Annotated in this window: 25 protein-coding genes; 22 read left to right on the top strand and 3 right to left on the bottom strand. The window is 66.0% G+C overall.

Annotated elements, in window-relative coordinates:
- Nucleotides 1-5 precede the first annotated feature (5 nt).
- Nucleotides 6-914, top strand: coding sequence for a DUF1932 domain-containing protein (locus AC23D4_RS07415; protein ID WP_472889686.1), 909 nt, complete (start codon nucleotides 6-8; stop codon nucleotides 912-914).
- Between the two features lie 14 nt (nucleotides 915-928).
- Nucleotides 929-1900: an AEC family transporter gene (locus AC23D4_RS07410; protein ID WP_472889687.1), complete on the top strand. Its 972-nt coding sequence runs from the start codon at nucleotides 929-931 to the stop codon at nucleotides 1898-1900.
- Here AC23D4_RS07410 and AC23D4_RS07405 read toward each other — a convergent pair.
- Nucleotides 1892-2800, bottom strand: coding sequence for a LysR substrate-binding domain-containing protein (locus AC23D4_RS07405; protein ID WP_472889688.1), 909 nt, complete (start codon nucleotides 2798-2800; stop codon nucleotides 1892-1894). The genes AC23D4_RS07410 and AC23D4_RS07405 overlap by 9 nt on opposite strands.
- A gap of 158 nt (nucleotides 2801-2958) precedes the next feature.
- Between AC23D4_RS07405 and AC23D4_RS07400 the strand changes: the two genes are divergently transcribed.
- From AC23D4_RS07400 to AC23D4_RS07365, 8 genes are all read left to right on the top strand, one after another.
- On the top strand, nucleotides 2959-4005 hold the full coding sequence (locus AC23D4_RS07400; RefSeq protein ID WP_472889689.1) for an amidohydrolase family protein: 1047 nt from the start codon (nucleotides 2959-2961) through the stop codon (nucleotides 4003-4005).
- Between the two features lie 2 nt (nucleotides 4006-4007).
- Nucleotides 4008-4691, top strand: a complete 684-nt coding sequence (ligK, locus tag AC23D4_RS07395; protein ID WP_472889690.1) for a 4-carboxy-4-hydroxy-2-oxoadipate aldolase/oxaloacetate decarboxylase — start codon at nucleotides 4008-4010, stop codon at nucleotides 4689-4691.
- Nucleotides 4692-4701: 10 nt separating this feature from the next.
- Complete coding sequence (locus AC23D4_RS07390) at nucleotides 4702-5634, top strand: amidohydrolase family protein (RefSeq protein WP_472889691.1); 933 nt, start codon at nucleotides 4702-4704, stop codon at nucleotides 5632-5634.
- A 2-nt stretch (nucleotides 5635-5636) separates the two neighbouring features.
- Entirely contained in the window at nucleotides 5637-6074 is a 438-nt protein-coding gene (gene ligA, locus AC23D4_RS07385; protein ID WP_472889692.1) for a protocatechuate 4,5-dioxygenase subunit alpha, read from the top strand.
- A 2-nt stretch (nucleotides 6075-6076) separates the two neighbouring features.
- Nucleotides 6077-6955, top strand: a complete 879-nt coding sequence (locus AC23D4_RS07380) for a class III extradiol dioxygenase subunit beta (RefSeq protein ID WP_472889693.1) — start codon at nucleotides 6077-6079, stop codon at nucleotides 6953-6955.
- 1 nt (nucleotide 6956) lies between these two features.
- Nucleotides 6957-7910, top strand: coding sequence for a Gfo/Idh/MocA family oxidoreductase (locus tag AC23D4_RS07375; RefSeq protein ID WP_472889694.1), 954 nt, complete (start codon nucleotides 6957-6959; stop codon nucleotides 7908-7910).
- 134 nt (nucleotides 7911-8044) lie between these two features.
- Complete coding sequence (locus AC23D4_RS07370) at nucleotides 8045-9043, top strand: aldo/keto reductase (RefSeq protein WP_472889695.1); 999 nt, start codon at nucleotides 8045-8047, stop codon at nucleotides 9041-9043.
- Nucleotides 9044-9131: 88 nt separating this feature from the next.
- The gene (locus AC23D4_RS07365) at nucleotides 9132-10013 is read left to right on the top strand and encodes a ferredoxin reductase family protein (protein WP_472889696.1); all 882 of its coding nucleotides are present in this window, start codon (nucleotides 9132-9134) and stop codon (nucleotides 10011-10013) included.
- Between the two features lie 6 nt (nucleotides 10014-10019).
- On the opposite strand, the gene AC23D4_RS07360 is transcribed toward AC23D4_RS07365, so the two are convergent.
- A protein-coding gene (locus AC23D4_RS07360) for an IS5 family transposase (protein WP_487623619.1) occupies nucleotides 10020-10786 on the bottom strand; the annotation gives its coding sequence in 2 pieces (ribosomal slippage) (nucleotides 10020-10471 and nucleotides 10471-10786; 768 coding nt in all).
- Nucleotides 10787-10878: 92 nt separating this feature from the next.
- On the opposite strand from AC23D4_RS07360, the gene AC23D4_RS07355 reads away from it, so the two are divergent.
- The 5 genes from AC23D4_RS07355 (at nucleotide 10879) to AC23D4_RS07335 (ending at nucleotide 14395) form a co-directional block, all read left to right on the top strand.
- On the top strand, nucleotides 10879-11295 hold the full coding sequence (locus AC23D4_RS07355) for a ferredoxin reductase domain-containing protein (RefSeq protein WP_472890459.1): 417 nt from the start codon (nucleotides 10879-10881) through the stop codon (nucleotides 11293-11295).
- Nucleotides 11296-11428: 133 nt separating this feature from the next.
- Complete coding sequence (locus AC23D4_RS07350) at nucleotides 11429-11899, top strand: Spy/CpxP family protein refolding chaperone (RefSeq protein WP_472890458.1); 471 nt, start codon at nucleotides 11429-11431, stop codon at nucleotides 11897-11899.
- Between the two features lie 37 nt (nucleotides 11900-11936).
- Nucleotides 11937-12236 (top strand): hypothetical protein, encoded by a 300-nt coding sequence (locus AC23D4_RS07345; protein WP_472890457.1) that lies wholly within the window; start codon nucleotides 11937-11939, stop codon nucleotides 12234-12236.
- Nucleotides 12237-12240: 4 nt separating this feature from the next.
- The gene (locus tag AC23D4_RS07340) at nucleotides 12241-12945 is read left to right on the top strand and encodes a response regulator transcription factor (protein ID WP_472890456.1); all 705 of its coding nucleotides are present in this window, start codon (nucleotides 12241-12243) and stop codon (nucleotides 12943-12945) included.
- Between the two features lie 61 nt (nucleotides 12946-13006).
- Complete coding sequence (locus tag AC23D4_RS07335; RefSeq protein WP_472890455.1) at nucleotides 13007-14395, top strand: HAMP domain-containing sensor histidine kinase; 1389 nt, start codon at nucleotides 13007-13009, stop codon at nucleotides 14393-14395.
- A 12-nt stretch (nucleotides 14396-14407) separates the two neighbouring features.
- On the opposite strand, the gene AC23D4_RS07330 is transcribed toward AC23D4_RS07335, so the two are convergent.
- A complete protein-coding gene (locus tag AC23D4_RS07330) occupies nucleotides 14408-15349 on the bottom strand; it encodes a dienelactone hydrolase family protein (protein ID WP_472890454.1) in 942 nt (313 codons plus the stop codon).
- Nucleotides 15350-15630: 281 nt separating this feature from the next.
- Between AC23D4_RS07330 and AC23D4_RS07325 the strand changes: the two genes are divergently transcribed.
- The 7 genes from AC23D4_RS07325 (at nucleotide 15631) to AC23D4_RS07295 (ending at nucleotide 24730) form a co-directional block, all read left to right on the top strand.
- Entirely contained in the window at nucleotides 15631-15957 is a 327-nt protein-coding gene (locus AC23D4_RS07325; protein WP_472890453.1) for a PqqD family protein, read from the top strand.
- An 89-nt stretch (nucleotides 15958-16046) separates the two neighbouring features.
- Nucleotides 16047-17135 carry an ATP-grasp domain-containing protein gene (locus AC23D4_RS07320; protein ID WP_472890452.1) on the top strand — a complete coding sequence of 363 codons (1089 nt, stop codon included), beginning with the start codon at nucleotides 16047-16049 and terminating at the stop codon, nucleotides 17133-17135.
- On the top strand, nucleotides 17132-18556 hold the full coding sequence (locus AC23D4_RS07315) for a type III PLP-dependent enzyme domain-containing protein (protein WP_472890451.1): 1425 nt from the start codon (nucleotides 17132-17134) through the stop codon (nucleotides 18554-18556). The genes AC23D4_RS07320 and AC23D4_RS07315 overlap by 4 nt, the downstream gene beginning before the upstream one ends.
- On the top strand, nucleotides 18553-20793 hold the full coding sequence (locus AC23D4_RS07310; RefSeq protein WP_472890450.1) for an urea transporter: 2241 nt from the start codon (nucleotides 18553-18555) through the stop codon (nucleotides 20791-20793). The genes AC23D4_RS07315 and AC23D4_RS07310 overlap by 4 nt, the downstream gene beginning before the upstream one ends.
- Nucleotides 20794-20853: 60 nt before the next feature.
- The gene (locus AC23D4_RS07305) at nucleotides 20854-22452 is read left to right on the top strand and encodes an ABC transporter substrate-binding protein (protein WP_472890449.1); all 1599 of its coding nucleotides are present in this window, start codon (nucleotides 20854-20856) and stop codon (nucleotides 22450-22452) included.
- A gap of 126 nt (nucleotides 22453-22578) precedes the next feature.
- Nucleotides 22579-24375, top strand: a complete 1797-nt coding sequence (gene arsA / locus AC23D4_RS07300; protein ID WP_472890448.1) for an arsenical pump-driving ATPase — start codon at nucleotides 22579-22581, stop codon at nucleotides 24373-24375.
- Nucleotides 24376-24379: 4 nt separating this feature from the next.
- Nucleotides 24380-24730, top strand: coding sequence for a nucleotide pyrophosphohydrolase (locus tag AC23D4_RS07295; RefSeq protein ID WP_472890447.1), 351 nt, complete (start codon nucleotides 24380-24382; stop codon nucleotides 24728-24730).
- The last annotated feature ends 53 nt before the right edge of the window (nucleotides 24731-24783 follow it).

Raw genomic sequence — 24783 nt, 5'->3', positions numbered from 1 at the left:
TGATCATGGACATCCTGCCTGTGGATCCGCTGCGTATTGGTCTGATCGGCTTTGGAGAGGTGGGCCGCATCTTCGGCGCCGGCCTCAACGCTGCCGCAGCCTGGGATCTCAAGTTTGCCGATCCTGCACAGCGCGACGAGGCGCTGGCCCATGCCGTTGCGCAGGACATGGAGGCCTGCGACGGTGTGGCGAGCCTGTGTGCCCGGTCCACACTGTTGATCTCGGCCGTGACCGCGTCGAACACGCTGGCCGTGGCGCAGGCCGCAGCCGCCCACATCCGGCCCGGCAGTTTTTTCCTCGATCTCAACTCCGCCTCGCCCGGCACCAAGCAGCGGGCAGCCGCGCTGATCGAGGCTGCGGGTGGGTTCTACGTCGAAGCCGGCGTCATGACCTCGGTGCCGCCCTACGGTATCCGCGTGCCCATGTTGCTGGGGGGGCCGCACGCGGCGCGCCTGCAGCCGGTGCTGGCCGCGCTGGGCATGGACGCCAAGGTGGCCAGTGAAAAACTGGGCATCGCATCGGCCACCAAGATGTGCCGCAGCGTGATGATCAAGGGCCTGGAGGCGCTGGTGATCGAGAGCTACACCACGGCGCGGCACCACGGCGTCGAAGACGCCATGATCGCCACGCTGCAGGAGACCTTTCCTTCGATCGACTGGCAGAAGCAGGGCAGCTATTTCTTCAGCCGCGTGGCGCAGCACGGCAAGCGCCGCGCCGAAGAGATGCGAGAGGTGGCCAACACCGTGCGCGAGGCCGGCTTCGAGCCCTTCATGGCCGCGGCCATCGCCGAGAAACACGACTGGATGGCCGCGCAGTCGCGCGCCGGGCACTTCGCCGACCTGGGCCAGAACCCACCGTGGCAGGCCTTTGCCGACCGCCTGCTGGCGGCGCGTCCCGCCGCCAACGACGCATAAGGCCGCTTTCACACATGCTCGACATCCTGGCCATCACCGGCCCGATCTACCTCTGCATCGCGGCCGGTTACGCCAGCGTGCGCTGGAACCTGTTCACCAAGGCCGACATGCGCGTGTTTGGCAAGTTCGTGATCCAGATCGCTCTGCCCGCGCTGCTGTTCAACGCGCTGGCTTCACGCCCGCTCGGCGAGGTGGTGCACACGGGGTACCTGCTGGCGTTCACCGCCGGGTCGCTGGCGCTGATCGGGGGCGCGCTGTGGTTCGCGCGCAGTGTGCAACGCAAGAGCCTGACCGAGAGCGCCTATGTGGCCATGGGCATGACCTGTTCCAACAGCGGCTATGTGGGCTACCCCGTGATGCTGCTGCTGTTCGGGCCCCTGGGCGGTGTGATCCTGGCGCTCAACCTGATCGTGGAAAACCTCATCAAGCTGCCGCTGCTGTTCACGCTGGCCGACGCGGGCGCGCACGAAGGCGAGCGGCCTTCGCTGCTGCAGGCGCTGAAACAGACCGGCGAGCGCCTGGTGCGCAACCCGATGATCGTGGCCATCTTTGCCGGCTTCGTGGTGGCCCTGCTGGGCTGGCAGCTGCCCGCGGTGATCACGCGCACCGTGACCCTGTTTTCCGCCGCGAGCAGCGGCATGGCGCTGTTCATCATCGGCGGCACGCTGGTGGGCTTGCAGGTCAAGGGCATGCGCCGCCAGGTGTCGCTGATCGCGGTGGGCAAGCTGCTGCTGCACCCGCTGGCGGTGTTCGCCGCCGTCTCGCTGTTGCCGCTGCTGGGGCTGCCCGCCGTTGACGGCGATCTGCGCACCGCGGCCGTGCTCTCGGCCGCCATGCCCATGCTGGGCATCTATTCCATCCTCGCTCAGCGCCACGGCTTTGAGGGCTTCACGGCGGCGGCGCTGCTGGCGACCACGGCGGCATCGTTTTTCACCCTCAGCGCGATCCTCTGGTTGATGCGCCACAGCGCCGGCTGGCTAGCTTGATGCGTTGATGGCGTCCAGCGTCTGGCGGATCAGGGCCAGTGTGGTCTGTTGCGTGAGCGTGGCGGGGCGCAACGAGCTGGTGGCCAGGCACAGGCGGGTGCGCAGCGGTGGCTGGATGGAGCGCGTGCGGTAGGCCGACGGTCGGATCGAGCTGGCCACCGCGTTGCGTGAAAGCAGGGCGGCGCCCGCGCCGTCGGCCACGAGGTCCAGGATGGCCGAAACCCCGTCGATCTCCAGCGCCACCCGTGGCCTGCAGCCGATGTTGGCCATCTCGGTTTCCACATGCATGCGCAACGCGTTGGGCCGGCTCGGGATCACCAGCGGCAGTTGTGCCACCTCGGCCAGTGGAACGGGCGGGGGCGGCGGATCTTCGGCCAGTCCGGCCGGGCGCAGCTGCACCAGCAGCAACTCTTCGTCCTGCAGTGGCGAGATGTCGATGTCCGGCGCGGGCTGGGCGTTGTAGAGCACGGCGATGTCCAGCCGGCCGGTGATCAGCCATTCCTGCATGGTGGCCGACAGGCCTTCGCTGACGGACAGGCTGGCCTCCGGCAACTGGGTGCGAAAAGCGCGCGTGAGCGGCACGGTGAGCACGCGCGCCAGGCTGGGCGGCAGACCGATCGCGACCCGCCCGGCGAGCGCACCGCGCACCCGGCCGAGCTCCTCGCGAGCCCGCTCCACCTGGTGCAGGATGCCGCGGCCGTGCTCCAGCAACAGCTTGCCGGCTTCGGTGGGTGTGGCGCCGCGGCCGTTGCGCACCAGCAGGTTCTGGCGCAGCTCCACCTCGAGCAGCCGCACCTGGCGCGACAGCGCGGGCTGGGCCACGTCCAGCGCGAGCGAGGCCTTGGTGAAACTGCCCAGCTCGGCGACGCGCACAAAGTATTCGAGTTGTTTGAGGTCCATGGCCTGCGATTTTGGGGAATAGCTCCATCATAGGTATAGTTTTTTGTTCTAGCTGTTAGCGCGCCGGGGGACTGGTTTGACGGTGTGGTGAAGTTCACAATCCGCCATCGACAGCCCCTGTTCGGCAAGGGCCGCAACCGCACCAGGAGATCTTCCGCATGAGCCAGCAAAAACCCCTCATCATCGACTGCCACGGCCACTACACCACGGCCCCCAAGGCGCTGGAGAACTGGCGCAACGCGCAGATCGCCGGCATCAAGGACCCGGCTTCGATGCCGAAAGTGAGTGACCTGAAGATCAGCGACGACGAACTGATCGAGACCATCGAGGCCAACCAGCTGCGCCTGATGAAAGAGCGGGGCTCCGACCTCACCATCTTCTCGCCACGCGCCAGTTTCATGGCGCACCACATCGGCGATTTCAACATCAGCGCCACCTGGGCCGCGATCTGCAACGAACTCTGCTACCGCGTGAGCCAGTTGTTTCCGGACCACTTCATTCCCGCCGCCATGCTGCCGCAGAGCCCGGGCGTGGACCCTGCGACCTGCATCCCCGAGCTGGAGAAGTGCGTCAAGGAATACGGCAACGTCGGCATCAACCTCAACCCCGATCCGTCGGGCGGCCACTGGACCAGCCCGCCGCTGACCGACAAGGCCTGGTACCCCATCTACGAAAAGATGGTCGAGCACGACATCCCCGCGATGATCCACGTCAGCACCAGCTGCAACGCCTGCTTCCACACCACCGGTGCGCACTACATCAACGCCGACACCACGGCCTTCATGCAGCTGATCCAGGGCGACTTGTTCAAGGACTTCCCCACGCTCAAGTTCGTCATCCCGCACGGCGGCGGCGCGGCGCCTTACCACTGGGGCCGATACCGGGGTCTGGCGCAGGAACTGAAGAAGCCATTGCTCAAGGACCACCTGCTGAACAACGTGTTCTTCGACACCTGCGTCTACCACCAGCCCGGCATCGATCTGCTGACCAAGGTGATCCCGGTGGACAACATCCTGTTTGCCTCGGAAATGATTGGCGCCGTGCGCGGCATCGACCCCGAGACCGGTTATTACTACGACGACACCAAGCGCTACATCGAAGCCTCGACCATTGTCATGGGCGACGACCGCTACAAGGTCTACGAAGGCAATGCGCGGCGCGTGTTCCCGCGCCTGGACGCGGCTTTGAAACAGAAAGGAATCTGACCATGTATCAACTCGGCGTCGTTTACCGCAACATCACCCGTGCCGACCGCGCTGCGGCCGACGGCCTGGCCGCGCTCGGCTCGGCCACCGTGCACGAAGCCATGGGCCGCGTCGGCCTGCTCAAGCCCTACATGCGCCCGATCCAGACCGGCGTGCAGGTCTCGGGCACGGCGATCACCGTGCTGCTGCAGCCCGGTGACAACTGGATGATGCACGTGGCCGCCGAGCAGATCCAGCCTGGCGACATCGTGGTCGCGGCCGTCACGGCGGAATGCAGCGACGGTTATTTCGGTGACCTGCTGGCGACCAGTTTCCAGGCGCGCGGCGCCCGCGGCCTGATCATCGACGCCGGCGTGCGCGACGTGAAGACGCTCAAGGAAATGAACTTCCCGGTATGGTCCAAGGCCATCTCTTCCAAGGGCACCATCAAGGCCACGCTGGGTTCGGTGAACATCCCCATCGTCTGCGCCGGCATGCTGGTGACGCCCGGTGACGTGATCGTGGCCGACGACGACGGCGTGGTCTGCGTGCCGGCGGCGCGTGCGGCGGAAACGCTGGCTGCGGCGATCAAGCGCGAGAGCTTCGAAGGCGAGAAGCGCGACAAGCTGGCCTCGGGTGTGCTGGGGCTGGACATGTACAAGATGCGCGAGCCGCTGGCCGCTGCCGGTCTGAAATATATCGATTGAGGAAGTCCCCATGAGCAAACCGACTTCGGGTGACTTCACCAAAACCGCTGGCTGGATGGACTGGTACACAGGTCCGTCCAGGCCGAAATTCCAGCTGCCAGCCGGCGCGGTGGACGCGCACTGCCACGTGTTCGGCCCGGGCGCCGAGTTCCCCTACGCGCCCGAGCGCAAGTACACACCCTGCGACGCCAGCAAGCACGAGCTGTACGCGCTGCGCGACCACCTGGGCTTTGCCCGCAACGTGGTGGTGCAGGCCACCTGCCACGGCGCCGACAACCGCGCCATGGTGGACGCACTGGTGAACAGCGGCGGCAAGGCGCGTGGCGTCGCCACGGTCAAGCGCAGCGTGAGCGATGCCGAGATCCAGGCCATGCACGACGCCGGTGTGCGCGGCGTGCGCTTCAACTTCGTCAAACGTCTGGTGGACTTCACGCCCAAGGACGAGCTGCTGGAGATCGCCGGCCGCATCGCGAAGTGGGGCTGGCATGTGGTGATTTACTTCGAGGCGGTGGACCTGCCCGAGCTGTGGGACTTCTTCACCGCGCTGCCCACCACCGTGGTGGTGGACCACATGGGTCGGCCCGATGTGTCGCTGCCGGTCGATGGCCCGCAGTTCGAGCTGTTCGAGAAGTTCATGCGCGAGCACCCCAACGTGTGGAGCAAGGTGAGCTGCCCGGAGCGCCTGTCCGTCACCGGCCCCAAGGCCCTGAACGGCGAGCAGAATGCTTACCAGGACGTGATCCCTTTTGCCAGGCGCATCGTCGAGCAGTTCCCCGACCGCGTGCTCTGGGGCACCGACTGGCCGCACCCGAACCTGAAGGACCACATGCCCGACGACGGCCTGCTGGTGGACTTCATCCCGCACATCGCGCCGAACGCCGAGCTGCAGAAGAAGCTGCTGGTGGACAACCCGATGCGCCTCTATTGGCCCGAGGAGGTTTGAACATGGCACTCGACAAGCCCTACAAAGACGTGCCCGGCACGATCATCTTCGACGCCGAGCAGTCTCGCAAAGGCTTCTGGCTCAACCAGTTCTGCATGTCGCTCATGAAAGCCGAGAACCGCGAGAAGTTCAAGGCCGACGAGCGCGCCTACCTCGATCAGTGGGCCATGACCGAAGAGCAGAAGCAGGCCGTGCTGGCGCGCGACCTCAACTGGTGCATGCGCACCGGCGGCAACATCTACTTCCTGGCCAAGATCGGCGCCACCGACGGCAAGAGCTTTCAGCAGATGGCGGGCTCCATGACCGGGATGACCGAGGCCGAATACCGCGACATGATGATCAAGGGCGGCCGCAGCGCCGAAGGCAACCGCTACGTCGGCGAAGACGGCGACGCGCAGGCACATCGCCAGCCCCAGGGCGCCGCAGGAAAGAAGGTCTGAACATGGCAAAAATCACCGCATCCGTTTTCACCTCGCACGTGCCCGCCATCGGCGCGGCCCTGGACTTGGGCAAGACCCAGGAGGACTACTGGAAGCCCGTGTTCGCGGGCTACGACTTCTCCAAACAATGGATGAAGGACAACAAGCCCGACGTCATCTTCCTCGTCTTCAACGACCACGCCACGGCCTTCAGCCTGGAGATGATCCCCACGTTTGCCATCGGCACCGCGGCCGAGTTCCAGCCGGCCGACGAAGGCTGGGGCCCGCGCCCGGTGCCCAAGGTCATCGGCCACCCGGACCTGGCCTCGCACATCGCGCAGAGCGTGATCCAGCAGGACTTCGACCTCACCATCGTCAACAAGATGGACGTGGACCACGGCCTCACCGTGCCGCTGTCGCTGATGTGCGGCGAGCTGGACCCGAAGAAGGACGCCTGGCCCTGCCCGGTGATCCCGTTCGCAGTCAACGTGGTGCAGTACCCGGTGCCCTCGGGCAAGCGCTGCTTCATGCTCGGCCAGGCCATCCGCAAGGCGGTGGAAAGTTACGACGAAGATTTGAACGTGCACATCTGGGGCACGGGCGGCATGAGCCACCAGCTGCAGGGCGCACGCGCCGGCCTGATCAACCGCGAGTGGGACAACGCCTGGCTCGACCAGATGATCGCCGACCCGGTGGGCTGCGCCAACACGCCGCACATCGACTACGTGCGCGAAGCCGGCAGCGAAGGCATTGAACTCGTGATGTGGCTGATCGCCCGCGGCGCCATGTCCGACATCGTCGATGGCAAGGTGCAGGGGCCTGCCCCAACCGTGAAACACCGCTTCTACCATGTGCCCGCATCCAACACGGCCGTGGGCCACCTCATCCTGGAGAACAACTGACATGACCATCAAAGTAGCCCTCGCCGGCGCCGGCGCCTTCGGTATCAAACACCTGGACGGCATCCAGAACATCGACGGCGTTGAAGTGGTTTCGCTGATCAGCCGCGACCTCGGAAAAACCCAGGAAGTCGCCGACAAGTACGGTATCGGTCACGTCACCACCGACCTCGCCGACAGCCTGGCGATGAAGGAAGTGGACGCCGTCATCCTCTGCACTCCGACGCAGATGCACGCAGAGCAGACGCTGGCCTGCCTGAAGGCCGGCAAACACGTGCAGGTGGAGATTCCCCTGGCCGACAACCTGAAGGGCGCCGAAGAAGTCGTGGCGCTGCAGAAGCAGACCGGCCTGGTGGCGATGTGCGGCCACACCCGCCGCTTCAACCCCAGCCACCAGTACGTGAACCAGGAAATCACGGCGGGCCGGTTCAACATCCAGCAGATGGATGTGCAGACCTACTTCTTCCGCCGCACCAACACCAACGCGCTGGGCCAGGCCCGCAGCTGGACCGACCACCTGCTGTGGCACCACGCCGCCCACACCGTGGACCTGTTCGCCTACCAGTGCGGCAGCCCTATCGTGATGGCCAACGCCATCCAGGGCCCGATCCACCCGGTGCTGGGCATCGCCATGGACATGAGCATCCAGCTCAAAGCCGCCAACGGCGCCATCTGCACGCTGAGCCTCTCGTTCAACAACGACGGCCCGCTCGGAACCTTCTTCCGCTACATCGGCGACACCGCGACCTACATCGCGCGCTACGACGACCTGTTCACCGGCAAGGAAGAAAAGATCGACGTGAGCCAGGTGGCGGTGTCCATGAACGGCATCGAGCTGCAGGACCGCGAGTTCTTCGCTGCGATCCAGGAAGGCCGCGAGCCGAACTCCAGCGTGGCGCAGGTGTTCAACTGCTACCAGGTGCTGCACAACCTGGAACAGCAACTCAACGCGAACTGAAGTGCCTTCCTCCCTCTCCCTCCGGGGGAGGGAGGGGGTGAGGGCTCTGTGCGCCCCAAGCACAATGGGGTCAGACCACTCTCCGCACAGCGTTGAACGGTCTGGCCTTTTTTTCTTGATGCGAGGAACCCAGCATGCAACAACGCCAACTCGGCCCCTTCAAAGTCTCAGCCATCGGCCTGGGCTGCATGAACATCTGCCACGCCTACGGCGCCCCCGTTTCCGAGCAGCAGGCCGAGCGTGTGCTGCTCGGCGCGCTGGACGCGGGCGTGACCCACTTCGACACCGCGGCGCTCTACGGCTTTGGCGCCAGCGAGACGCTGGTGGGCAAGGTGTTGTCAAAGCACCGCGCGAAATTCACGCTTGCCAGCAAATGCGGCATGCAGGGCGTGCCCAATGCCGATGGCGTGAAGGTGCGCGTGATCGACGGACGGCCCGAGACCATCAAGGCCACCTGCGAAGCGGCACTCAAGCGCCTGCAGACCGACGTGATCGACCTCTATTACCTGCACCGCTGGGACAAGCAGGTGCCCATCGAAGAGAGCGTGGGCGCGCTGGGTGACCTGGTGCGCGCCGGAAAGATCCGAAGCATCGGCCTCTCCGAGGTTTCGGCCCCCACCTTGCGCAAGGCCCACGCCGAACACCCCGTCGCCGCGCTGCAGACCGAGTACTCGCTGTGGACGCGAAACCCCGAGATCGCCGTGCTGCAGGCCTGCCGCGAACTGGGCGTCAGCTTTGTGGCCTTCAGCCCGGTGGCGCGTGGCTTCCTGTGCGGCGAGCTGGACGTGAAGGCCTTCGATGCGAAAGACATCCGGCGCACGATGCCGCGCTTCCTGCCCGACAACTACGCTGCCAATGTGGCCCTGCTGCCGGCTTACAACCAGATCGCCGCCGAGGTGGGGTGCACCCCGGCGCAGCTCGCCATCGCCTGGCTGCTGCACCAGGGCGATGACATCCTGCCCATCCCCGGCACCACCAGCGTGGAGCACCTGCAGGACGACCTGGGTGCGGTGAACGTCAAGCTCGACGCTTCCGTGATGGCGCGGCTCGGCGACCACATCAACCAGCACACCGTGAAGGGCGATCGCTACAACGCGCAGGGCAACAGCGAGGTGGACACCGAGGTGTTCTGAGGCGCGGTGGTGCAGCGGGGAAACCCCGGTCGCCACGGTGTAAGCTGGGCACGGACACAACAACCAGAGCAACGGGATAGGGAGCGCCATGCAGCACATCAAGCGGTTTTTCTGGGCCTATCTGCTGGTTCTGGCGGGTCTCTGGTGGTTCACCGATCAGACCGTCTGGGCCGAGCTTCCCCACTTTTTTGCCTGGCGCAGCGTCCTGATGCAGGGCAGCGGCGTGCTGGCCATCGGGGTGATGAGTGCGGCGATGGTGCTGGCCGTGCGGCCCGTGGTGTTCGAGCCCTGGCTGGGTGGGCTGGACAAGATGTACCGGCTGCACAAGTGGCTGGGCATCTCGGGCCTGGTGCTGTCCATCGGCCACTGGCTGTTGTCCGAGGCGGCCAAATGGATGGTCGGCCTGGGCTGGCTGACCCGCCCCGAGCGCGGACCCCGTCCGACCCTGGTGGATGAACCGGTCCGACAGTTTTTCATGAACCAGCGCGGACTGGCCGAGGGCCTGGGTGAGTGGGCGTTTTATGCGGCCGTGGCGCTGATGGCGCTGGCACTGATCAAACGCTTCCCGTACCGGTATTTCTTTCGCACCCACCGCCTGCTCGCCGTGGCCTATCTGGTGCTGGTTTGGCACTCGGTGGTGCTGCTGCAGTTCGACTACTGGAGCGGCGTGCTGGGGCCGGTGATGGCGCTGCTGATGGCTGCGGGCAGCGTTGCTGCCGTGATGGTGCTGTTCGGCCGCGTGGCCGTTCATCGGCAACTGGTGGGTGAGGTGACGGCCGTGCGGCTTCACCCCGCGCTGAATGTCATCGAGGTCAATATCGGGTTCCAGGGCCGCTGGGCAGGCCACGAGGCGGGCCAGTTCGCCTTTGTGACCTTGCACGAAAAGGAGGGCGCGCATCCCTACACCATCACGTCCGCGTGGGCCGACGATGGCCGCCTGACCTTCATCATCAAGGCCCTGGGCGACTAGGGCCTGTTAACACAAACTTCGAAGGCCATCGACCACCAGCACAAAGCTAAGAAACCCCAGGAACATCGCATCGAGTTTCTCGAAGCGGCTGAAGATGCGCCTGTAGCCCTTGAGTCGGCGGAACAGGCGTTCAACTTCATTGCGGCGCTTGTACATCTCACGGTCGTACTCCCATGGTTCGATTCGCGTCCTCAGCGGCGGCACTACCGGGATGAATCCCAGGTCAAGCGCCAACTGTCGCGTCTCGTTTCCTTCGTAGGCTCGGTCCATGAGCAGATGTACCGGCCGACTCGCTGCGCCCAGGCTCTGAAGCAACCGCCGACCTTCGGGTGCGTCATGCGCCTGGCCCGGTGAGAGGCTGAACGTTACGGCCGTTCGAGCATCCGCGGCAACCATATGAATCTTGGTGTTCCATCCGCCTCGGGACTTGCCGATGGACTGAGGTCCGTTTTTTTTAGAGCGCCTGTGCCGTCGGGATGCACCTTAATGCTGGTGGAGTCCAGGGACACCGCTTCAATCTTGATGCGCACGATCTGCTCGCGCTGCAGCGCATCAAACATCTTGTCCAGCACACCGGCCTTGGTCCAGCGACGCATGCGCGTGTAGATGGTGTGCCAGTTGCCAAACCGCTTGGGAAGTCCGCGCCACTTGCAACCGTGCTCGGCCACATACAGCATGGCGTTGATGACCTCCAAATTGCTCATGCTGACGTTGCCGCGCTGCAAGGGCAGGCAGTGTTCAATGCGCGCGAATTGCTCTTTTGTGATCTCCATGGCCGATAGTTTCGCAGCCGAGATGTCCAAAAGCAATTAGTGTTAACACGCCCTACACCAGCACCCTGGCCGAAACGGTCAAGGTCGGGGACGTGGTCAAGGTGGAGGGGCCCTACGGGCGCTTCAATTTCGCGGGCCAGCAGCCGCGCCAGATCTGGGTGGGCGCGGGCATTGGCATCACGCCCTTCATCGGGCGCATGAAGGCCCTGGCCCAGGCGCCCGATGGCAAGACCATCGACCTGTTCCACACCACCGCCGTCTACGATGACCATGCCATCGGTCTGATCGAGGCGGACGCGAAAGCCGCGGGTGTCCGCCTGCACGTGTCGTGGGACGAACGCGACGGCTGGCTGACCGCGGCACGCATCGCGGAGCAGGTTCCCGAATGGCGCGATGCGGACTTCTGGTTCTGCGGACCGGCCGCGTTCGGGCGCACGCTGAAGAAGGATTTCGTGGCCCTGGGGCTGGACGAGACACGCTTCCACCAGGAACTGTTCGAGATGCGGTGACGCAAGCCGGCAGGGATCTCCCCCCAACGCCGATACAAAACGAAAAGAACCGAAACCGCGCTGACACCCTGGGATGGCCTGGCCCCGGCACCATGACGGACATGTTCAACAAGGTTCTGAAAGGACCCCCGTCATGAAAACCTGGATCAAACGCACCCTCATCGGGCTGACTACCGCCACCGTGGTGCTGGGCGGCCTCACCGCCTGCGGCTCGCGCGGTGACCACGCCCGTGGCTGGAGCGAAGAGCGCGTCACCGAAATGCGCGGCAAGGCGATCGAGCGCATCAGCAGCAAGCTCGAACTCAACGTCGAACAGAAGCAGAAGCTCGGTGTTCTGGCCGATCAGATGATCGCCTCGCGCAAGGCCTTCCGGGGTGAAGGGGCCGATCCGCGCGCCGACTTCAAGGCCCTGGTCGCAGGCGAGAAGTTTGACCGTGCCAAGGCGCAGAGCCTGCTCGACCAGAAAACCGCCGCCGTGCAAGGCAACGCGCCCAAGGTGCTGACCGCACTGGCCGACTTCTACGACAGCCTCAACCCGGAGCAGCAACGCCAGGTGCGCGAAAAGCTGGACAAGCGCGGCCACGGCCGGTGGGGCCGGGGCTGATCGGGCGAGCGAAGCACACGTTCTGAATGCACAGACCATGTCGCCCGCCTTCGAACCCATCCACCACCTGGCTCAGCAGAGCCGGGCCCATGCCCCGGCTCTGCTGGCCGGGGCCGACGATCCGCACGCCGAGCTGCTGGCCATGGTCTGGGGCCCGCGTTTCGACCGCCAGCACGCGCTTGATCTCTGGGCCCGGCTCTCGCAGCAACAACCCGCCGAGGCCTTGCCGCTGCTGCCCGCGCTGATCTCGGCGGCCGACCGCTTCGACACCCTGGGTGTTCCGGTGCAGCACCGGCTGCGCCGCCTGATCGTGCGACACCGTGCCCTGTCAGAATGAGTTCATGCACCGCATCCTGCTCATCGACGACGACGAACAGCTCGGCCCTCCGCTGGCGACGTACTTCCAGCGTTTCGAGCTGCAACTCACCCACGCTTTTCGACCCAGTGATGGACTGGCCCGTTTGCGCGCAGGGAGCTTCGACGCCGCCATCCTCGACGTGATGTTGCCCGAGATGGACGGCTTCGAACTCTGCCGCACCATCCGCAAGGAGAGCGACATCCCCATCGTCATGCTCACCGCGCGCGGCGAGGTGATGGACCGCGTGGTCGGCCTGGAAATCGGCGCCGACGACTACCTGCCCAAACCCTTCGAGCCGCGTGAACTCGTGGCGCGCCTGCAGACCGTGCTGCGCCGCCGCCGGGCCAGCCTGGCGCCGCTGCACACCGCGCCGGACCCCACCAACGGTGAACTCCGCTTCGAGGGCCTCACGCTCGACCCCGCGCGCCGCAGCGTCGTGCGCGAAGGGCAAGACATCGAACTCACCGGCACCGAATTCGAACTGCTGCTGTTGCTCGCGCGGGAACCGGGCAAGGTGTTCAGCCGCGACGACATCCTCAACCAGCTGCGCGGCCACGAGGCCGAGCTGTACACCCGCGCGGTGGACATCGTGGTCAGCCGCCTGCGCAAGAAGCTGGAGCCGCTGGACTGCATCAAGACCCTGCGCAACGCCGGCTACTCGCTCGCGCTGCGCCGCGTTCAGCCATGAGCGCCGCGCGGCCGCTCCGAAGGCGCTCAGCCCCGCAGTGCGCAGCACGGAGGGTCGTCCAGTGAGCGCCACCACGCCCCCGGCCCATCGCTCATCGTGGAAGCGCGCCAAGCACCGGCTGGCGCATTCCATCAAGCTGCGCATGGTGCTGGTCTTCCTGCTGCTGGCCGCAGCGATGACCTTTGTCTTCATCACCGGTGCGCAGAAGGCTTTTTCCATTGGCTGGCGCGAAGCCGCGCGCCCGCTGCTCATGGACTATGTGGACCACCTGGTGGCCGACATCACCGTGGGTGGCGGTGCACCGGACCTGGAGCGCGCCCGCGCCATCACCGGGCGCCTGCCGCTGACCGTGCGCATCGCCGGCCCACAGGTGAACTGGGCCTCCCACCCCGATCAGGGCCCGCCCGACTGGCTGCGCGACAACCCCGACGACCCGGACCGGCGCGACCGCGAAGACGGGGGTGGCGGCAAGGACTGGCAGCGCATCCTGAAGCGCAGCACCGCCGACGGCCACAGCATCGAGTTCGGCATCAACGGCGAGGCTTTCGAGCGCCGCCCGCGCATGGTGGGCTACGCGCTCACCTCGCTGCTGGTGCTCACGCTGCTGGCGTTTCTCTACGTGCGCCGTCTGCTGCGCCCGCTGGACGCGATCCAGGCTGGCGCGCGGCGCTTTGGCGCCGGTGATTTCAGCCAGCCCATTCCCGAGCGCTGCCTGCACGGCCCCGACGAACTGGGTGAACTCGCAGCCACCATCAACACCATGGGCCAGGACATCCAGCAGATGCTCGATGCCAAGCGCGCGCTGCTGCTTGCCATCAGCCACGAACTGCGCAGCCCGCTCACCCGCGCGCGGCTCAACACCGAACTGCTGCCCGAAACGGCCGAGGTCAACCCGCAGCGCGAAGCCCTGTTGCGCGACCTGCAGGAAATGGCCCGCCTCATCACCGACCTGCTGGAGAGCGAGCGCCTGGCCACGAAGCACGCCGCGCTGCAGCGCGAACCGGTGGCGCTCGAAGCGCTGGCGCGCGAGGTCATCGGCGAGCTGCAGGCCCGCCACCCCGAGGCCGCACGCACCGCACTGCACGCCGGGCCCGACCTGCCGACCTTGCAGCTCGATCCGGCGCGCATGCGCCTGCTGCTGCGCAACCTGCTCGACAACGCCCTGCGCCACAGCGCGGGGGCGCCGCTGCCTCCCGAACTGCACCTGAGCACCGAAGGGCAGGGCATCCGGATCGAGGTGCGCGACCACGGTCCGGGTGTGCCCGAAGAGCAGATCCCCCACCTGGCCGAACCCTTTTTCCGCCCGGACACCGCCCGCACCCGCGCGCAAGGTGGCGTGGGCCTGGGGCTGTATCTGTGCAAGCTGGTGGCGCAGGCGCACGGCGGCACGTTTGAGGTGCGCAATGCGCGGCCCGGGCTGGCTGTGCGGGTGGTGCTGCCGCCGCGCTGACGGCTGGAAGCCCTACTTCTGCGCCACCCGGGTGTCTTCGCTGCCCGGGTGGCGGCTGAGCCCCACGAAGAACGCGAGCATGCGATCCCGGCTGTCGTCGGCGGCCTGGGGGTTCCGGCCCACCAGCTTGCCCAGGTAGCGCTGGGGCACGATGTCCAGATCAAAGGAATGGGCCGCTTCGGGGTAGACGATCAGCTGCAGGTCGGCACCGGTGGAGCGAACGCCTTTGCATTCGCTGGCGGGCACCCAGTCGTCCTGACCACCACCAAACACCAGCAGCGGTGTTTTCAGTTGCACCGAGCGGCGCTCGAAAGCGCCGCACCAGGGGTAGAAAGCCACCACTCCGCGAAAACCATCGGTGGCACCGGCCTGGCCATGCGGACCATCGCCCTTGGCCACCTTGATCGCCACGCTGCCGCCGTTGCTCTGGCCCATGAGGAACACGCTGCCACGGTCGACAAAGGGTTGGGCCTGCAGGTAACGCAGCGCATCGTGGGCGTCGTAGGTGCGGTAGTCGCGGGCATCCGCCAGCCGGTCGAAGCTCTCGCACACCTTGCCTCCACCCTGGTTGCGGGGACCGAAGCTGTCAAGGTTGAGCACCACGAACCCCTTGCTCACCAGGTGCTCGGCGTAGCGGTTCATGGTGTAGCGAACCGGCGGTTGCCAGCCACCGCAGCCATGCATCAGCACCACCGCCGGAAAGGGGCCATCGCCTTCGGGCCGCGAGAGCTCGGCACGCAGGCTGACCTTGTCTGCACTGTGACCCAGTGTGGCCTCGAATGTCACCCGTTCGCTGGCGTGGACCGAGTGGGACAGCAGCACGCCGAGGATCAGCTGGCCCAGCCACAGTGGCAACTTGCGTGGCGGGGCGTGTTCAGCGAGACTGCTTTCTTGTTTCAACTCGTTCGACCCTCTGGCGTTGTGTGACCGGTTGGCCGCCATCGGGCGATCCATGACCCGGATTTTCGGATACCCCCGTCAGCACGCGCAAGGTGCAACCGGCCAGAAGGCGCTCATTCCAGCGCGAACGGTGTGCCCGGTTCGTCGGCCGCCGGCCGCGGCGAAATTAGAGGTTGGAGCCAACAGAACATTGCGCCTGCTCAATGATTGCGGAGGAAGTATTTGCTAACATAAATTACAAATAAAAAGGCGCTCTGGAAGCTGGAAAAGGCGAGGTATTTCGTACTCAGGGGTGAGCGTGTACGCGCTTTGAGCTTTTACAAGAAGGTGCTTTCATGAATAAAAAAAACGGGCCGGCGACGGATGCCGCGGACCCCGGTTCAACCCTGTCAAAGGGCTCACGGCGGTTGCAGTTCTTCGGCGAAGAATTCGTGCTCGACACGGTGTCGGGCCTGTTCTACCGGCTCACACCGGCGGCCCATCTCGTGCTGCAGGCGCATGAACAGGGTGTGCAGAGTCAACAGTTTCCCGGGCTTCTGCGGCAGCACTACGGCATTGACCCTGCGAGCGCAGCGCGCGATGTCGAGTTGCTGCTCAACCAGATGGTCTCACTGGGGTTGCTGGACCCGCAGCCTGAGCGGCTCCAGAAGGGCAGGGCATGAGCGCAGCGCCGGCCCGTTCCCAAGCAAGCTCGCACCGCAGCCCGCAGGGTGAAGGTACGCCAATGAGCCCGCTGAGCGAAGGTAAGCCCATGAGTGCAACCCAGCGCAGCGTGGCGGTCACCGGCATGCACCGTGGTGAGAACCCCCAGCCAGGGGCCTCCGTGGTGGCCAGTTTGCGCCGCCAGTTTCCCGGATTGCGCACGGTCGGTCTTTCCTACGATCCGCTGGAGAGCAGCCTGTACGGGCAGGGCGACGATCACCCCGATGCGGCCTATCTGATCCCCTTTCCCGGGGCGGGCGCGCGGGCCTTGCTCGACCGGCTGGACATGATCCGCCAGCGCGAAGACATCGGCTACATCATTCCCTGTCTCGACTCCGAGATCGAAAACTACCTGCAGATCGAAGAGCCGCTGAAGGAGCGTGGCATCCGCTGCATCCTGCCCACCCGGCGGTCGTTCGAGGACCGGCACAAGGCGTCGCTCTACGATTTCTGTCTGCGCCACGACATCCCGAGTCCGGTCACGCTCATCGCCCACGATGCGCTGGCGGTGGAGCGTTGTGCGGCCGAGGTCGGTTACCCGGTCTATGTGAAGGGTCGGCTCTACCACGCCGAGCTGGTTCACTCGCGTGAGGGGCTGGTGGCCGGGTACGACGAGATCGTGCAGACCTGGGGCTGGCCCGTGATGGTGCAGGAAACCCTCAGTGGCGAGGAGTACGACGTGACGGGCGTGGGCGATGGCGAGGGCGGCATCGTGCAGAGCTGTTCCATCCGCAAGCTGCTGCGCACCTCTCACGGCAAGGGGTTCGCCGGCATCGTCGTGCAGGACCCGGACATGGATGCACTGTCCGAAAAAATCATCCGCGCGCTGCGCTGGAACGGCCCCTTCGAACTCGAGTTCATCAAGGTGCCGGGCCGCCCGCACGCGCTGATGGAGATCAACCCGCGCTTTCCGGCCTGGATCGATTTTCCCTCGCAGATCGGGTGCAACCTGCCCGCGCTGCTGTTCGAGCGGCTGCTCGGGCACCCCGTCAAGCCACCACCGGCCTGCCGGCCGGGCCAGATGTTCGTGCGCCACAGCGTGGATCTTGCGGGGGATTTCGCCGACTTTGCGGCCATGGCCAGCAGCGGCGAACGCATCTTCCGGCCCCTTCAGAAAACAGAGCAAGTCACCCCATGAGCAACGACTACCTTCCGCCTTCCATCAGCGCCGAGCTGGGCCGCCATGCGCTGGATGCCGCCGCTGATCGCAATATCTACGCGCGTGGCACGCGTGCGCCCACCCTGTTCGAGATCGATGGCATTCCTGTGGCGGCGCTGGTGCAGCAGTTCGGCTCGCCGTTGTTCGTGTTCTCCGAGCACGACCTGCGTGAAAAGGCGCGCCACTTTCGCGCGGCCTTCACCAGCCGCTACGAAAACACCCGTTTTGCCTGGTCGTACAAGACGAACTACCTCTCGGCCATCTGCCAGGTGTTCCACGATGAAGGCTGGATGGCCGAGGTGGTTTCGGACTTCGAATACCAGAAGGCCCGCAAGCTCGGCAAGACGGGCAAGGACATCGTCTTCAACGGGCCGTTCAAGCCGCGTCCGATCCTGGAACAGGCCATTCGTGAGGGGGCCCTGATCCAGATCGACAACTGGGACGAACTCGGCCTCATCGAAGAGCTGACCCGGGATCTCGATGAACCGCTGGAGGTGGGCATGCGCGTCTGGCTCGATGCCGGTATCCGCCCGATCTGGTCGAAGTTCGGGTTCGCGTTGGAAAACGGCGAAGCGGCGCGCGCAGCCCATCGCATCCAGGCGAACCCGAAGCTCTCATTGCACACGCTGCACACGCACATTGGCACCTTCATCCTCGATCCCAATGCCTACCGCGTGGCCGTCACCAAGCTCCAGGCCCTGCGCGAGCAACTCCATGCCGAAGAAAAGCACTGGGTGCCCTGCGTCAACCTGGGTGGGGGCTTTCCCTCGCGCAGCCTGTTGCACGGCATGACCGGGCCTGCCGAACTGGTGATACCGCCCATCGATGCTTATGCCGAAGCCATCACCGAGGTGCTCAACCGCCTGCCCCCCGAGCAGCGGCCGCAGTTGCGCTTCGAGAGCGGGCGCCACCTGGTGGATGAAGCTGGCTACCTGCTCACCTCCGTGGTGGCCATCAAGGGCCTCCGGCACCCCATGACCGAGCCGGCCGGTCTGCGCGACTACAAGGAACAACTGCTCGTGGGCGAGACCGCTCGCACCAGCTACGTCATGGACGCCGGCATCAACCTGCTCTACACCGCTGCCTGGTACCAGATGGATGTGCTGCCCTCGCGCACCATCGAAGCGCCGCCAGCGCCGTCGCGTCTGTACGGCCCGCTGTGCATGGCGATCGATGTGCTGCGCTACAGCATTGATCTGCCGCCGTTGAAGGTGGGCGACATCCTCACCCTGCACCCGGTGGGTGCCTACAACGTGCCGCAGGCCATGCAGTTCATCGACTACCGCCCGGCGGTGGTGCTCATCGGCATGGATGGCAAGCCCGAACTCATCCGTGCACACGAGGTGCTGCACGATGTGGACGGCCCCGAGCGCATGCCCGCTCACCTGGTTCATCCGTGACCAAAGTGCAATCAACCCCGGTTGCCGGACGCCCCGACGGCCCCGAAGCTGCCGCGTATCTGGGCACCACGTTTGGGACCCGGGTTGTCTCCGTGCGGGATCTGGCCGAGGCTTTCGGGCAGTCGCTGGGCAGCGTCTTTTTCATCGGGCAGCCCTGGTTGGGCTTGCTGCTCTGGGGCGCGCTGCTGAGCCGACCGGTGCTGGCGCTGTTTGCGTTGTGCGGGCTGCTGTCGGGTGTGCTGGTCCAGGGGGTCCTGCGGGTCCTGGATGAGCCTGGCCTGGGCGGAGGCATCAAGGCCAATGCGCTATTGACGGCGGTGGTCACCGGCTGGATGAACGGTCCCATGGGCATGCCCTGGGCGCAGCAACTGCTGCTGGCCGTCGCCGCCGCGATCGCCGCAGCGCTGGTGACCGCGGCCCTCATGCGGGTGCTGGCCCGCAGCATCCTGCCCGTGCTGCTCTGGGGCTACTGCCTGGTTGCGGCGATGTTGTTCAGTGTCTGCCCGGATTGCACCGTGCGCGCCGCCTACACCATGCCCGTCTGGCCAATGCCGACCGACGCCATGGGCTGGCTGGGCAGCTTCCTGCGTTCCATGGCGTCGCTCATGTACTCGCCGCATGCCGTGGCCGGTGTGCTGGTGTGCATCGCCGTGGTGCTGTGGTCGCGCGCCATGTTCCTGGCCGGGTTGGCGGGCTGGCTGGGGGGCGTGCTGCTGTCAATGGGGTTCCAGCGGATGGGGCTGAGCTTTGTCTGGCTGCCGCTGTCGTACAACTATTTCATTGCCGGCATGGCGCTGGGCGCGGTGATTTTCCTGCCGGGGCGGCTGAGCCTGCCGGTGGCCGCCGTGGCCGGTGCGCTCACCGCGTTCTTCGGGCTGGTGCTGCAATACGCGCTGGGCTGGTCGGCCACCAGCTACCTGCCGGTGTCCTCGGCGCTGGTCATCTGGGTCGGCATGGGCGCGCTCACGCTCGCGGGCGATCGGGCGATCGTGGTGCGCAACGCCACGCCGGGCGAGCCGCCCGAGCAGCGCTGGTGGTTGGACGCCTACTGGCGCGCGCGCTACGGCCGCATGGTGCCGCTGTTTGCCGTGCCCGTGACCGGCGAGCTGCAGATTGCCCAGGGCTTTGACGGGCGCATCAGCCACACCGGCATCTACCGCCATGCGCTGGACTTCCAGCGTTCCCCCGCGGCCGAGGCTGTTGGCGGTTCGATCTGGGGGGCCGCTGTCACGGCGCCGGCACCCGGCATGATCGAGCGGGCTCGCGACGGCGTGGCAGACAACCCGCTGGGCGTCTGCAACTACGCTGAGAAGTGGGGCAACCATGTGGTGATCCGCCTCGACGCAGGCGGCTGGGCCATGCTTGCGCACCTGCAGCAGGGCACGGTGGCGGTAGCGCCGGGCGCCCGGGTCGAGACCGGCAGTTACCTCGGCCGCGTCGGCAATTCCGGTCGCTCACCGGTGCCGCACCTGCACCTGCAGTTGCAGAGCTCTCCCGAACCGGGTGCGGCCACACTCCCGTTCCGGCTCGCCAACTATTTCACTGCCGAGAAGTCCACCGCCGTCTTTGCGCGCTGGCACGCTTCGGCCGTTCCCCTTGAAGGCGAAGTTCTGGCGCAGGCACAGGCCAATCCGGTGGTCTACAACACCCTGGTCGGCATGGCGCCGGGCACCGCGGTGTGGACCAGCGAGGTGCAAGGCGACATACCGCGCGCATTCAACCCCGGCCAGGCCCACGTGCAGCAGCTCCAGGTACGCATCGACAGCCTGGGCGAGCAGGTGCTGGACGCCGGCAAACAGGGGCGCCTGGTGCTGGCGCTCGATCCCGATGCGTTGCGCGTCGTGGCGCTGGAAGACACGAGCGCACCGTTGCTGCGCTTGCTGGCGATGGGGGCCATTTCCATGCCGTATGCGGCGCGCGTGGGCACCCGCTGGATTGATGTCGCACCGGTGGTGCCCGGTGGTGGCTGGTGGCGGCCCTGGTCGCTGCTGCTGGCGCCTTACCGGCTTCATCCGTTTCCCGTCGTCCACTGCAGCTGCACTGCCATCGCAGAGCCTGGTCTGAACGGTCCGACGCTGGAGTGGGTGAGCACGTTGCAGACGTTCGGTGCGTCCGGGCCGCACAAGCTCACGTGCCAGTTTTCGCCCCTGCGGGGGCCTGTGAAGCTTCAGGCCGAATTTGCCGCCGGGGTTCTCACGTTCCGCTTGTTGTCCTTTGAGCCTGCGCCCCCCGGTTGAGGGTGTAGGCGGGGCGGGGAATTTCTGCTTTTTGTGTCAACCCTGATGGAGAAGATGATGATGAAACTGGGAAAAAAAACCGCATTGACGCTGGCCGCTCTGACCATGCCCCTGGTGCTCACGGGCTGCGCCAACGTGCTGCGTGTGGCACCCCACGCCGAACTCAAGGTCTTTGATCCGGTGTGGACCACCGCGTACATCACGCGCAACCACGGGTACCTGATCTACGACACCCTGTTTGCGATGGACGAAAACTTCGAGCCGAAGCCGCAGATGGTGGACACGTGGACCGTGTCGCCCGACGGCAAGACCTGGACCTTCACACTGCGAGGGGGTCTGAAGTGGCACGACGGCACCGACGTGACCGCCGAGGACTGTGTGGCCTCGTTGCAGCGCTGGAGCAAGCGCGACGGCGCGGGGCAGCAGCTGTTCCGCGACGTCGAAAGCCTCACCGCCCAGGACGCCCGCAGCTTCACGTTGAAACTGCGCGAGCCCAACGGCCAGGTGCTGCAGACCCTGGCAAAGGTGTCGGCCAATGTGCCGTTCATGATGCCCAAGAAGGTGGCTGAAACCGACCCCTTCACGCCGATCAAAAGCAAGATCGGGTCGGGCCCCTACCGCTACAGCTGGGCGCAGTCGACGCCCTTCGTCAAGACGGTCTACCTCAAGAACAAGCACTACGTGCCGCGTGCGGAACCGCTGTCGATGGCGGCGGGCGGCAAGGCGGGCCAGGCAGACCGCATCGAGTGGATCTACCACGACACGCAGGAAGACATGGCCCGTTCGCTGATCCGGGGCGATGTGGACTACATCGAGTCGCCCTCGGCCCGGGTGTTGCCCATGTTCGAAGGCAAGAAGAAGATCGTGGTGAACACCACCGATCCGCTGGGCAACATCGCCATGGCGCGCTTCAACATGCTGCAGCCCCCGTTTGACAACGTGGCCGTGCGCCGGGCAGCCCTCATGGTGATGCAGCAGGAGGACTACATGCGCGCGGCGCTGGGGGACCCCAGATACTGGCGCACCTGCTATTCGATCTTCCCCTGCGGCACCCCTTTGTCCAACGACGCGGGCAGTGCCACGATGAAGGCCCCGGGCCTGGACGCGGCCCGCAAGGCCTTGCAGGACGCCAAGTACGACGGCACGCCGGTGGTGATCCTCAACCCGGTGGACAGCCCGGTGATCTCGGCCCTCACGCAGGTCACGGCCGACAAGCTGCGTGCCATCGGCATGACGGTGCAGGTACAGGACATGCCGTGGGCCGAACTCACCCAGCGCCGCGTGAACCGAGGACCTGTGAGCGACGGTGGCTGGAGCATGTTCCACACCTGGTGGCTCGCCGGTGACCTGCTCGATCCCTCGGCCATCGCCTATTCCGGTGATCCCGAGACCGGCTGGTTCGGCTGGCTCAAGGACGCCGAGCTCGAAGCCCAGCGTGCCGCCTTCAGCCGGGCCATGACGCCCGCCGACCGCAAGGCCGCGGCCGAGAAAGTGCAGCAGCGCATCGTCGACAACGCGGCCGTGGGCATCCTCGGGCAGTTCTTCGAGCCCGTGGCCTACAGCAGCAAGATCAGCGGCATCACCTCGCCCATCCAGTTCTACTGGCAGATGTGGACCGAGTCGCCTTTCATGCGCTCGCCCAAGCAGCCCGCCCGCTGAAGAGGACCGGGCGGCGCCAACCGCCCGCAAGCGGGTCACGGTGCCCCTGCCGTGGCCTGCACGCCAGGTCATGCGTTTTTGCTGCGTGCCATGGCCGGCGGGTCGGGGGTGTGCGATGCTGTTGACATGAACACTGCTGTCCTCCCCGGCTTCGCCACCGCGCCCACGCGCTTCCTGTTTTTCACCGGCAAGGGGGGCGTGGGCAAGACCTCGCTCTCCACCGCCACCGCCATCGCGCTGGCCGACGCGGGCCAGCGTGTGCTGCTGGTCAGCACCGACGCGGCGTCGAACCTCGACGAAATGCTCGGCGTGCCGCTGTCCAACCGGCCGGTGCCCGTGCCCGGTGTGCCGGGCCTGCAGATGCTCAACATCGACCCCGACACCGCCGCCGAGGCCTACCGGCAGCGCGTGCTCGCGCAGCTCGAAGCCGGCGCCAGCGACGACGAGCGCCAGACCGTGCGCGAACAGCTCTCGGGCGCCTGCACCACCGAGATCGCCGCCTTCGACGAATTCGCCGCGTTGCTGGCGGGCGAGGGCATCGACGGCGGCTACGACCACGTGGTCTTCGACACCGCGCCCACCGGCCACACCTTGCGCCTCTTGAGCCTGCCCAAGGCCTGGACCGGCTTCCTCGCCGGCAACGACCGCGGCGCCTCCTGCCTGGGCCCGCACTCCGGCCTGAAGATGCAGGAAGCCCGCTTCAACGCCGCGCTGCAGGCGCTGAGCGACCCCGCGCTCACCACCGTGGTGCTCGTCACCCGGCCCGACCCGCGCCCCATGCAGGAAGCCGCGCGCACCGCCGAAGAACTGAGCCAGCTCGGCCTGGCCAACCAGCGCCTCGCCGTCAACGGCGTGTTCCACGCCATCAGCGCCAGCGACCCGATCGCCAACGCCATCGAAGCCCTCGGCCACCAGGCTTTGCGCGAGATGCCCGACGCGCTCGCCCGCCTGCCGCGCGACGAGGTGCCGCTGCGCGCCTTCGACACCGTGGGCCTGCCCGCGTTGCGTGCGCTGCTGCAAGGCGGCGACGTGACCGCCCCGGCGCCTGCGTCGGCAAAGCCCGCGCTGCCCGCCGAACCGCTCAGCCGCATGGTCGACGAACTCGCCGCGGTGGGCCACGGCCTCATCATGGTCATGGGCAAAGGCGGCGTGGGCAAGACCACCATCGCCGCCGCACTCGCCGTCGGCCTGGTGCAGCGCGGCCACAGCGTGCACCTCACCACCACCGACCCGGCCGCCCACGTGGCCGATGCGCTGAACGGCAGCCTGGAAGGTCTCAAGGTCGGCCGCATCGACCCCAAGGCCGAGACCGCCGCCTACATCGCCAAGATCATGGCCACGCGCGGCAAGGACCTGGACGAACCCGGCAAAGCCCTGCTGCTCGAAGACCTGCAATCGCCCTGCACCGAAGAAGTGGCCGTGTTCCACGCCTTCAGCCGCGTGGTCAACGAAGCGCGCAGCGCCTTCGTGGTGCTCGACACCGCGCCCACCGGCCACAGCCTGCTGCTCATGGACGCCACCGGCGCCTACCACCGGCAGATGGTGCAGCAGTACGAAGGCAAGACCGAAGGCAAGGGCCTGCACATCATCACGCCGCTCATGCGCCTGCAAGACGGCAGCATGACGCGCGTGATCATCGTCACCCTGCCCGAAGTCACCCCGGTCAGCCAGGCCGCTGCGCTGCAAGACGACCTGCGCCGCGCGAAGATCGAACCCTGGGCCTGGGTCATCAACAAAAGCATCGCCGCCACCGGCACGACCGATCCGCTGTTGCAGGCGCGGCTGGCGGGCGAAATACGGCAGACGGAGCGGATTGCGGGCGGACTGGCGAAACGCACGTTTGTGCTGCCTTGGTTGCCGGAGCCACCGGTGGGTGTAGGAGCGCTAGGGGCACTGGTCACGCAGGGCGCTCGCCTAGAATGACCCGATGAACCACGATCTGGATACATTGACCCAACAATTGCGAGACTTTGCCAAAGCGCGGGATTGGGGGCAGTTTCATTCGCCGAAGAACCTGGCCTCAGCGTTGACGGTCGAGGCAGCGGAGTTGTTGGAGCATTTCCAATGGATGACTGAGGATCAGAGTCGCCACCTGTCGGAAGTAAAAAGGGGTGAAATATCCGCTGAGGTTGCAGACGTTTTTTTGTACATCTTGCAACTGTGTGACGGCTTGGGCATTGATCTGGTTGAGGCAGCTAGGACCAAGATCGCATCAAACGCAGCAAAGTATCCAGTTGAGCTGGCACGTGGTAACAGCAAAAAATACTCGGAGTTTTAGGCCAGTCCGCCGCAAGCTTGGCAAGCGGTTCCCGTGACTCATCAGGGATTCAT

It is taken from the genome of Hydrogenophaga sp. L76 (genome assembly GCF_057654755.1).
Note: the sequence above shows the minus strand (reverse complement) of the source record. Positions and strands in the feature narration are given on the sequence as shown.

Coding starts and splice junctions, on each gene's coding strand:
- AC23D4_RS07415 (WP_472889686.1), top strand. CDS start 6: ATGGACATCCTGCCTGTGGATCCGCTGCGTATTGGTCTGATCGGCTTT.
- AC23D4_RS07410 (WP_472889687.1), top strand. CDS start 929: ATGCTCGACATCCTGGCCATCACCGGCCCGATCTACCTCTGCATCGCG.
- AC23D4_RS07405 (WP_472889688.1), bottom strand. CDS start 2,800: ATGGACCTCAAACAACTCGAATACTTTGTGCGCGTCGCCGAGCTGGGC.
- AC23D4_RS07400 (WP_472889689.1), top strand. CDS start 2,959: ATGAGCCAGCAAAAACCCCTCATCATCGACTGCCACGGCCACTACACC.
- ligK (WP_472889690.1), top strand. CDS start 4,008: ATGTATCAACTCGGCGTCGTTTACCGCAACATCACCCGTGCCGACCGC.
- AC23D4_RS07390 (WP_472889691.1), top strand. CDS start 4,702: ATGAGCAAACCGACTTCGGGTGACTTCACCAAAACCGCTGGCTGGATG.
- ligA (WP_472889692.1), top strand. CDS start 5,637: ATGGCACTCGACAAGCCCTACAAAGACGTGCCCGGCACGATCATCTTC.
- AC23D4_RS07380 (WP_472889693.1), top strand. CDS start 6,077: ATGGCAAAAATCACCGCATCCGTTTTCACCTCGCACGTGCCCGCCATC.
- AC23D4_RS07375 (WP_472889694.1), top strand. CDS start 6,957: ATGACCATCAAAGTAGCCCTCGCCGGCGCCGGCGCCTTCGGTATCAAA.
- AC23D4_RS07370 (WP_472889695.1), top strand. CDS start 8,045: ATGCAACAACGCCAACTCGGCCCCTTCAAAGTCTCAGCCATCGGCCTG.
- AC23D4_RS07365 (WP_472889696.1), top strand. CDS start 9,132: ATGCAGCACATCAAGCGGTTTTTCTGGGCCTATCTGCTGGTTCTGGCG.
- AC23D4_RS07350 (WP_472890458.1), top strand. CDS start 11,429: ATGAAAACCTGGATCAAACGCACCCTCATCGGGCTGACTACCGCCACC.
- AC23D4_RS07345 (WP_472890457.1), top strand. CDS start 11,937: ATGTCGCCCGCCTTCGAACCCATCCACCACCTGGCTCAGCAGAGCCGG.
- AC23D4_RS07340 (WP_472890456.1), top strand. CDS start 12,241: ATGCACCGCATCCTGCTCATCGACGACGACGAACAGCTCGGCCCTCCG.
- AC23D4_RS07330 (WP_472890454.1), bottom strand. CDS start 15,349: ATGGATCGCCCGATGGCGGCCAACCGGTCACACAACGCCAGAGGGTCG.
- AC23D4_RS07325 (WP_472890453.1), top strand. CDS start 15,631: ATGAATAAAAAAAACGGGCCGGCGACGGATGCCGCGGACCCCGGTTCA.
- AC23D4_RS07320 (WP_472890452.1), top strand. CDS start 16,047: ATGAGTGCAACCCAGCGCAGCGTGGCGGTCACCGGCATGCACCGTGGT.
- AC23D4_RS07315 (WP_472890451.1), top strand. CDS start 17,132: ATGAGCAACGACTACCTTCCGCCTTCCATCAGCGCCGAGCTGGGCCGC.
- AC23D4_RS07305 (WP_472890449.1), top strand. CDS start 20,854: ATGAAACTGGGAAAAAAAACCGCATTGACGCTGGCCGCTCTGACCATG.
- arsA (WP_472890448.1), top strand. CDS start 22,579: ATGAACACTGCTGTCCTCCCCGGCTTCGCCACCGCGCCCACGCGCTTC.
- AC23D4_RS07295 (WP_472890447.1), top strand. CDS start 24,380: ATGAACCACGATCTGGATACATTGACCCAACAATTGCGAGACTTTGCC.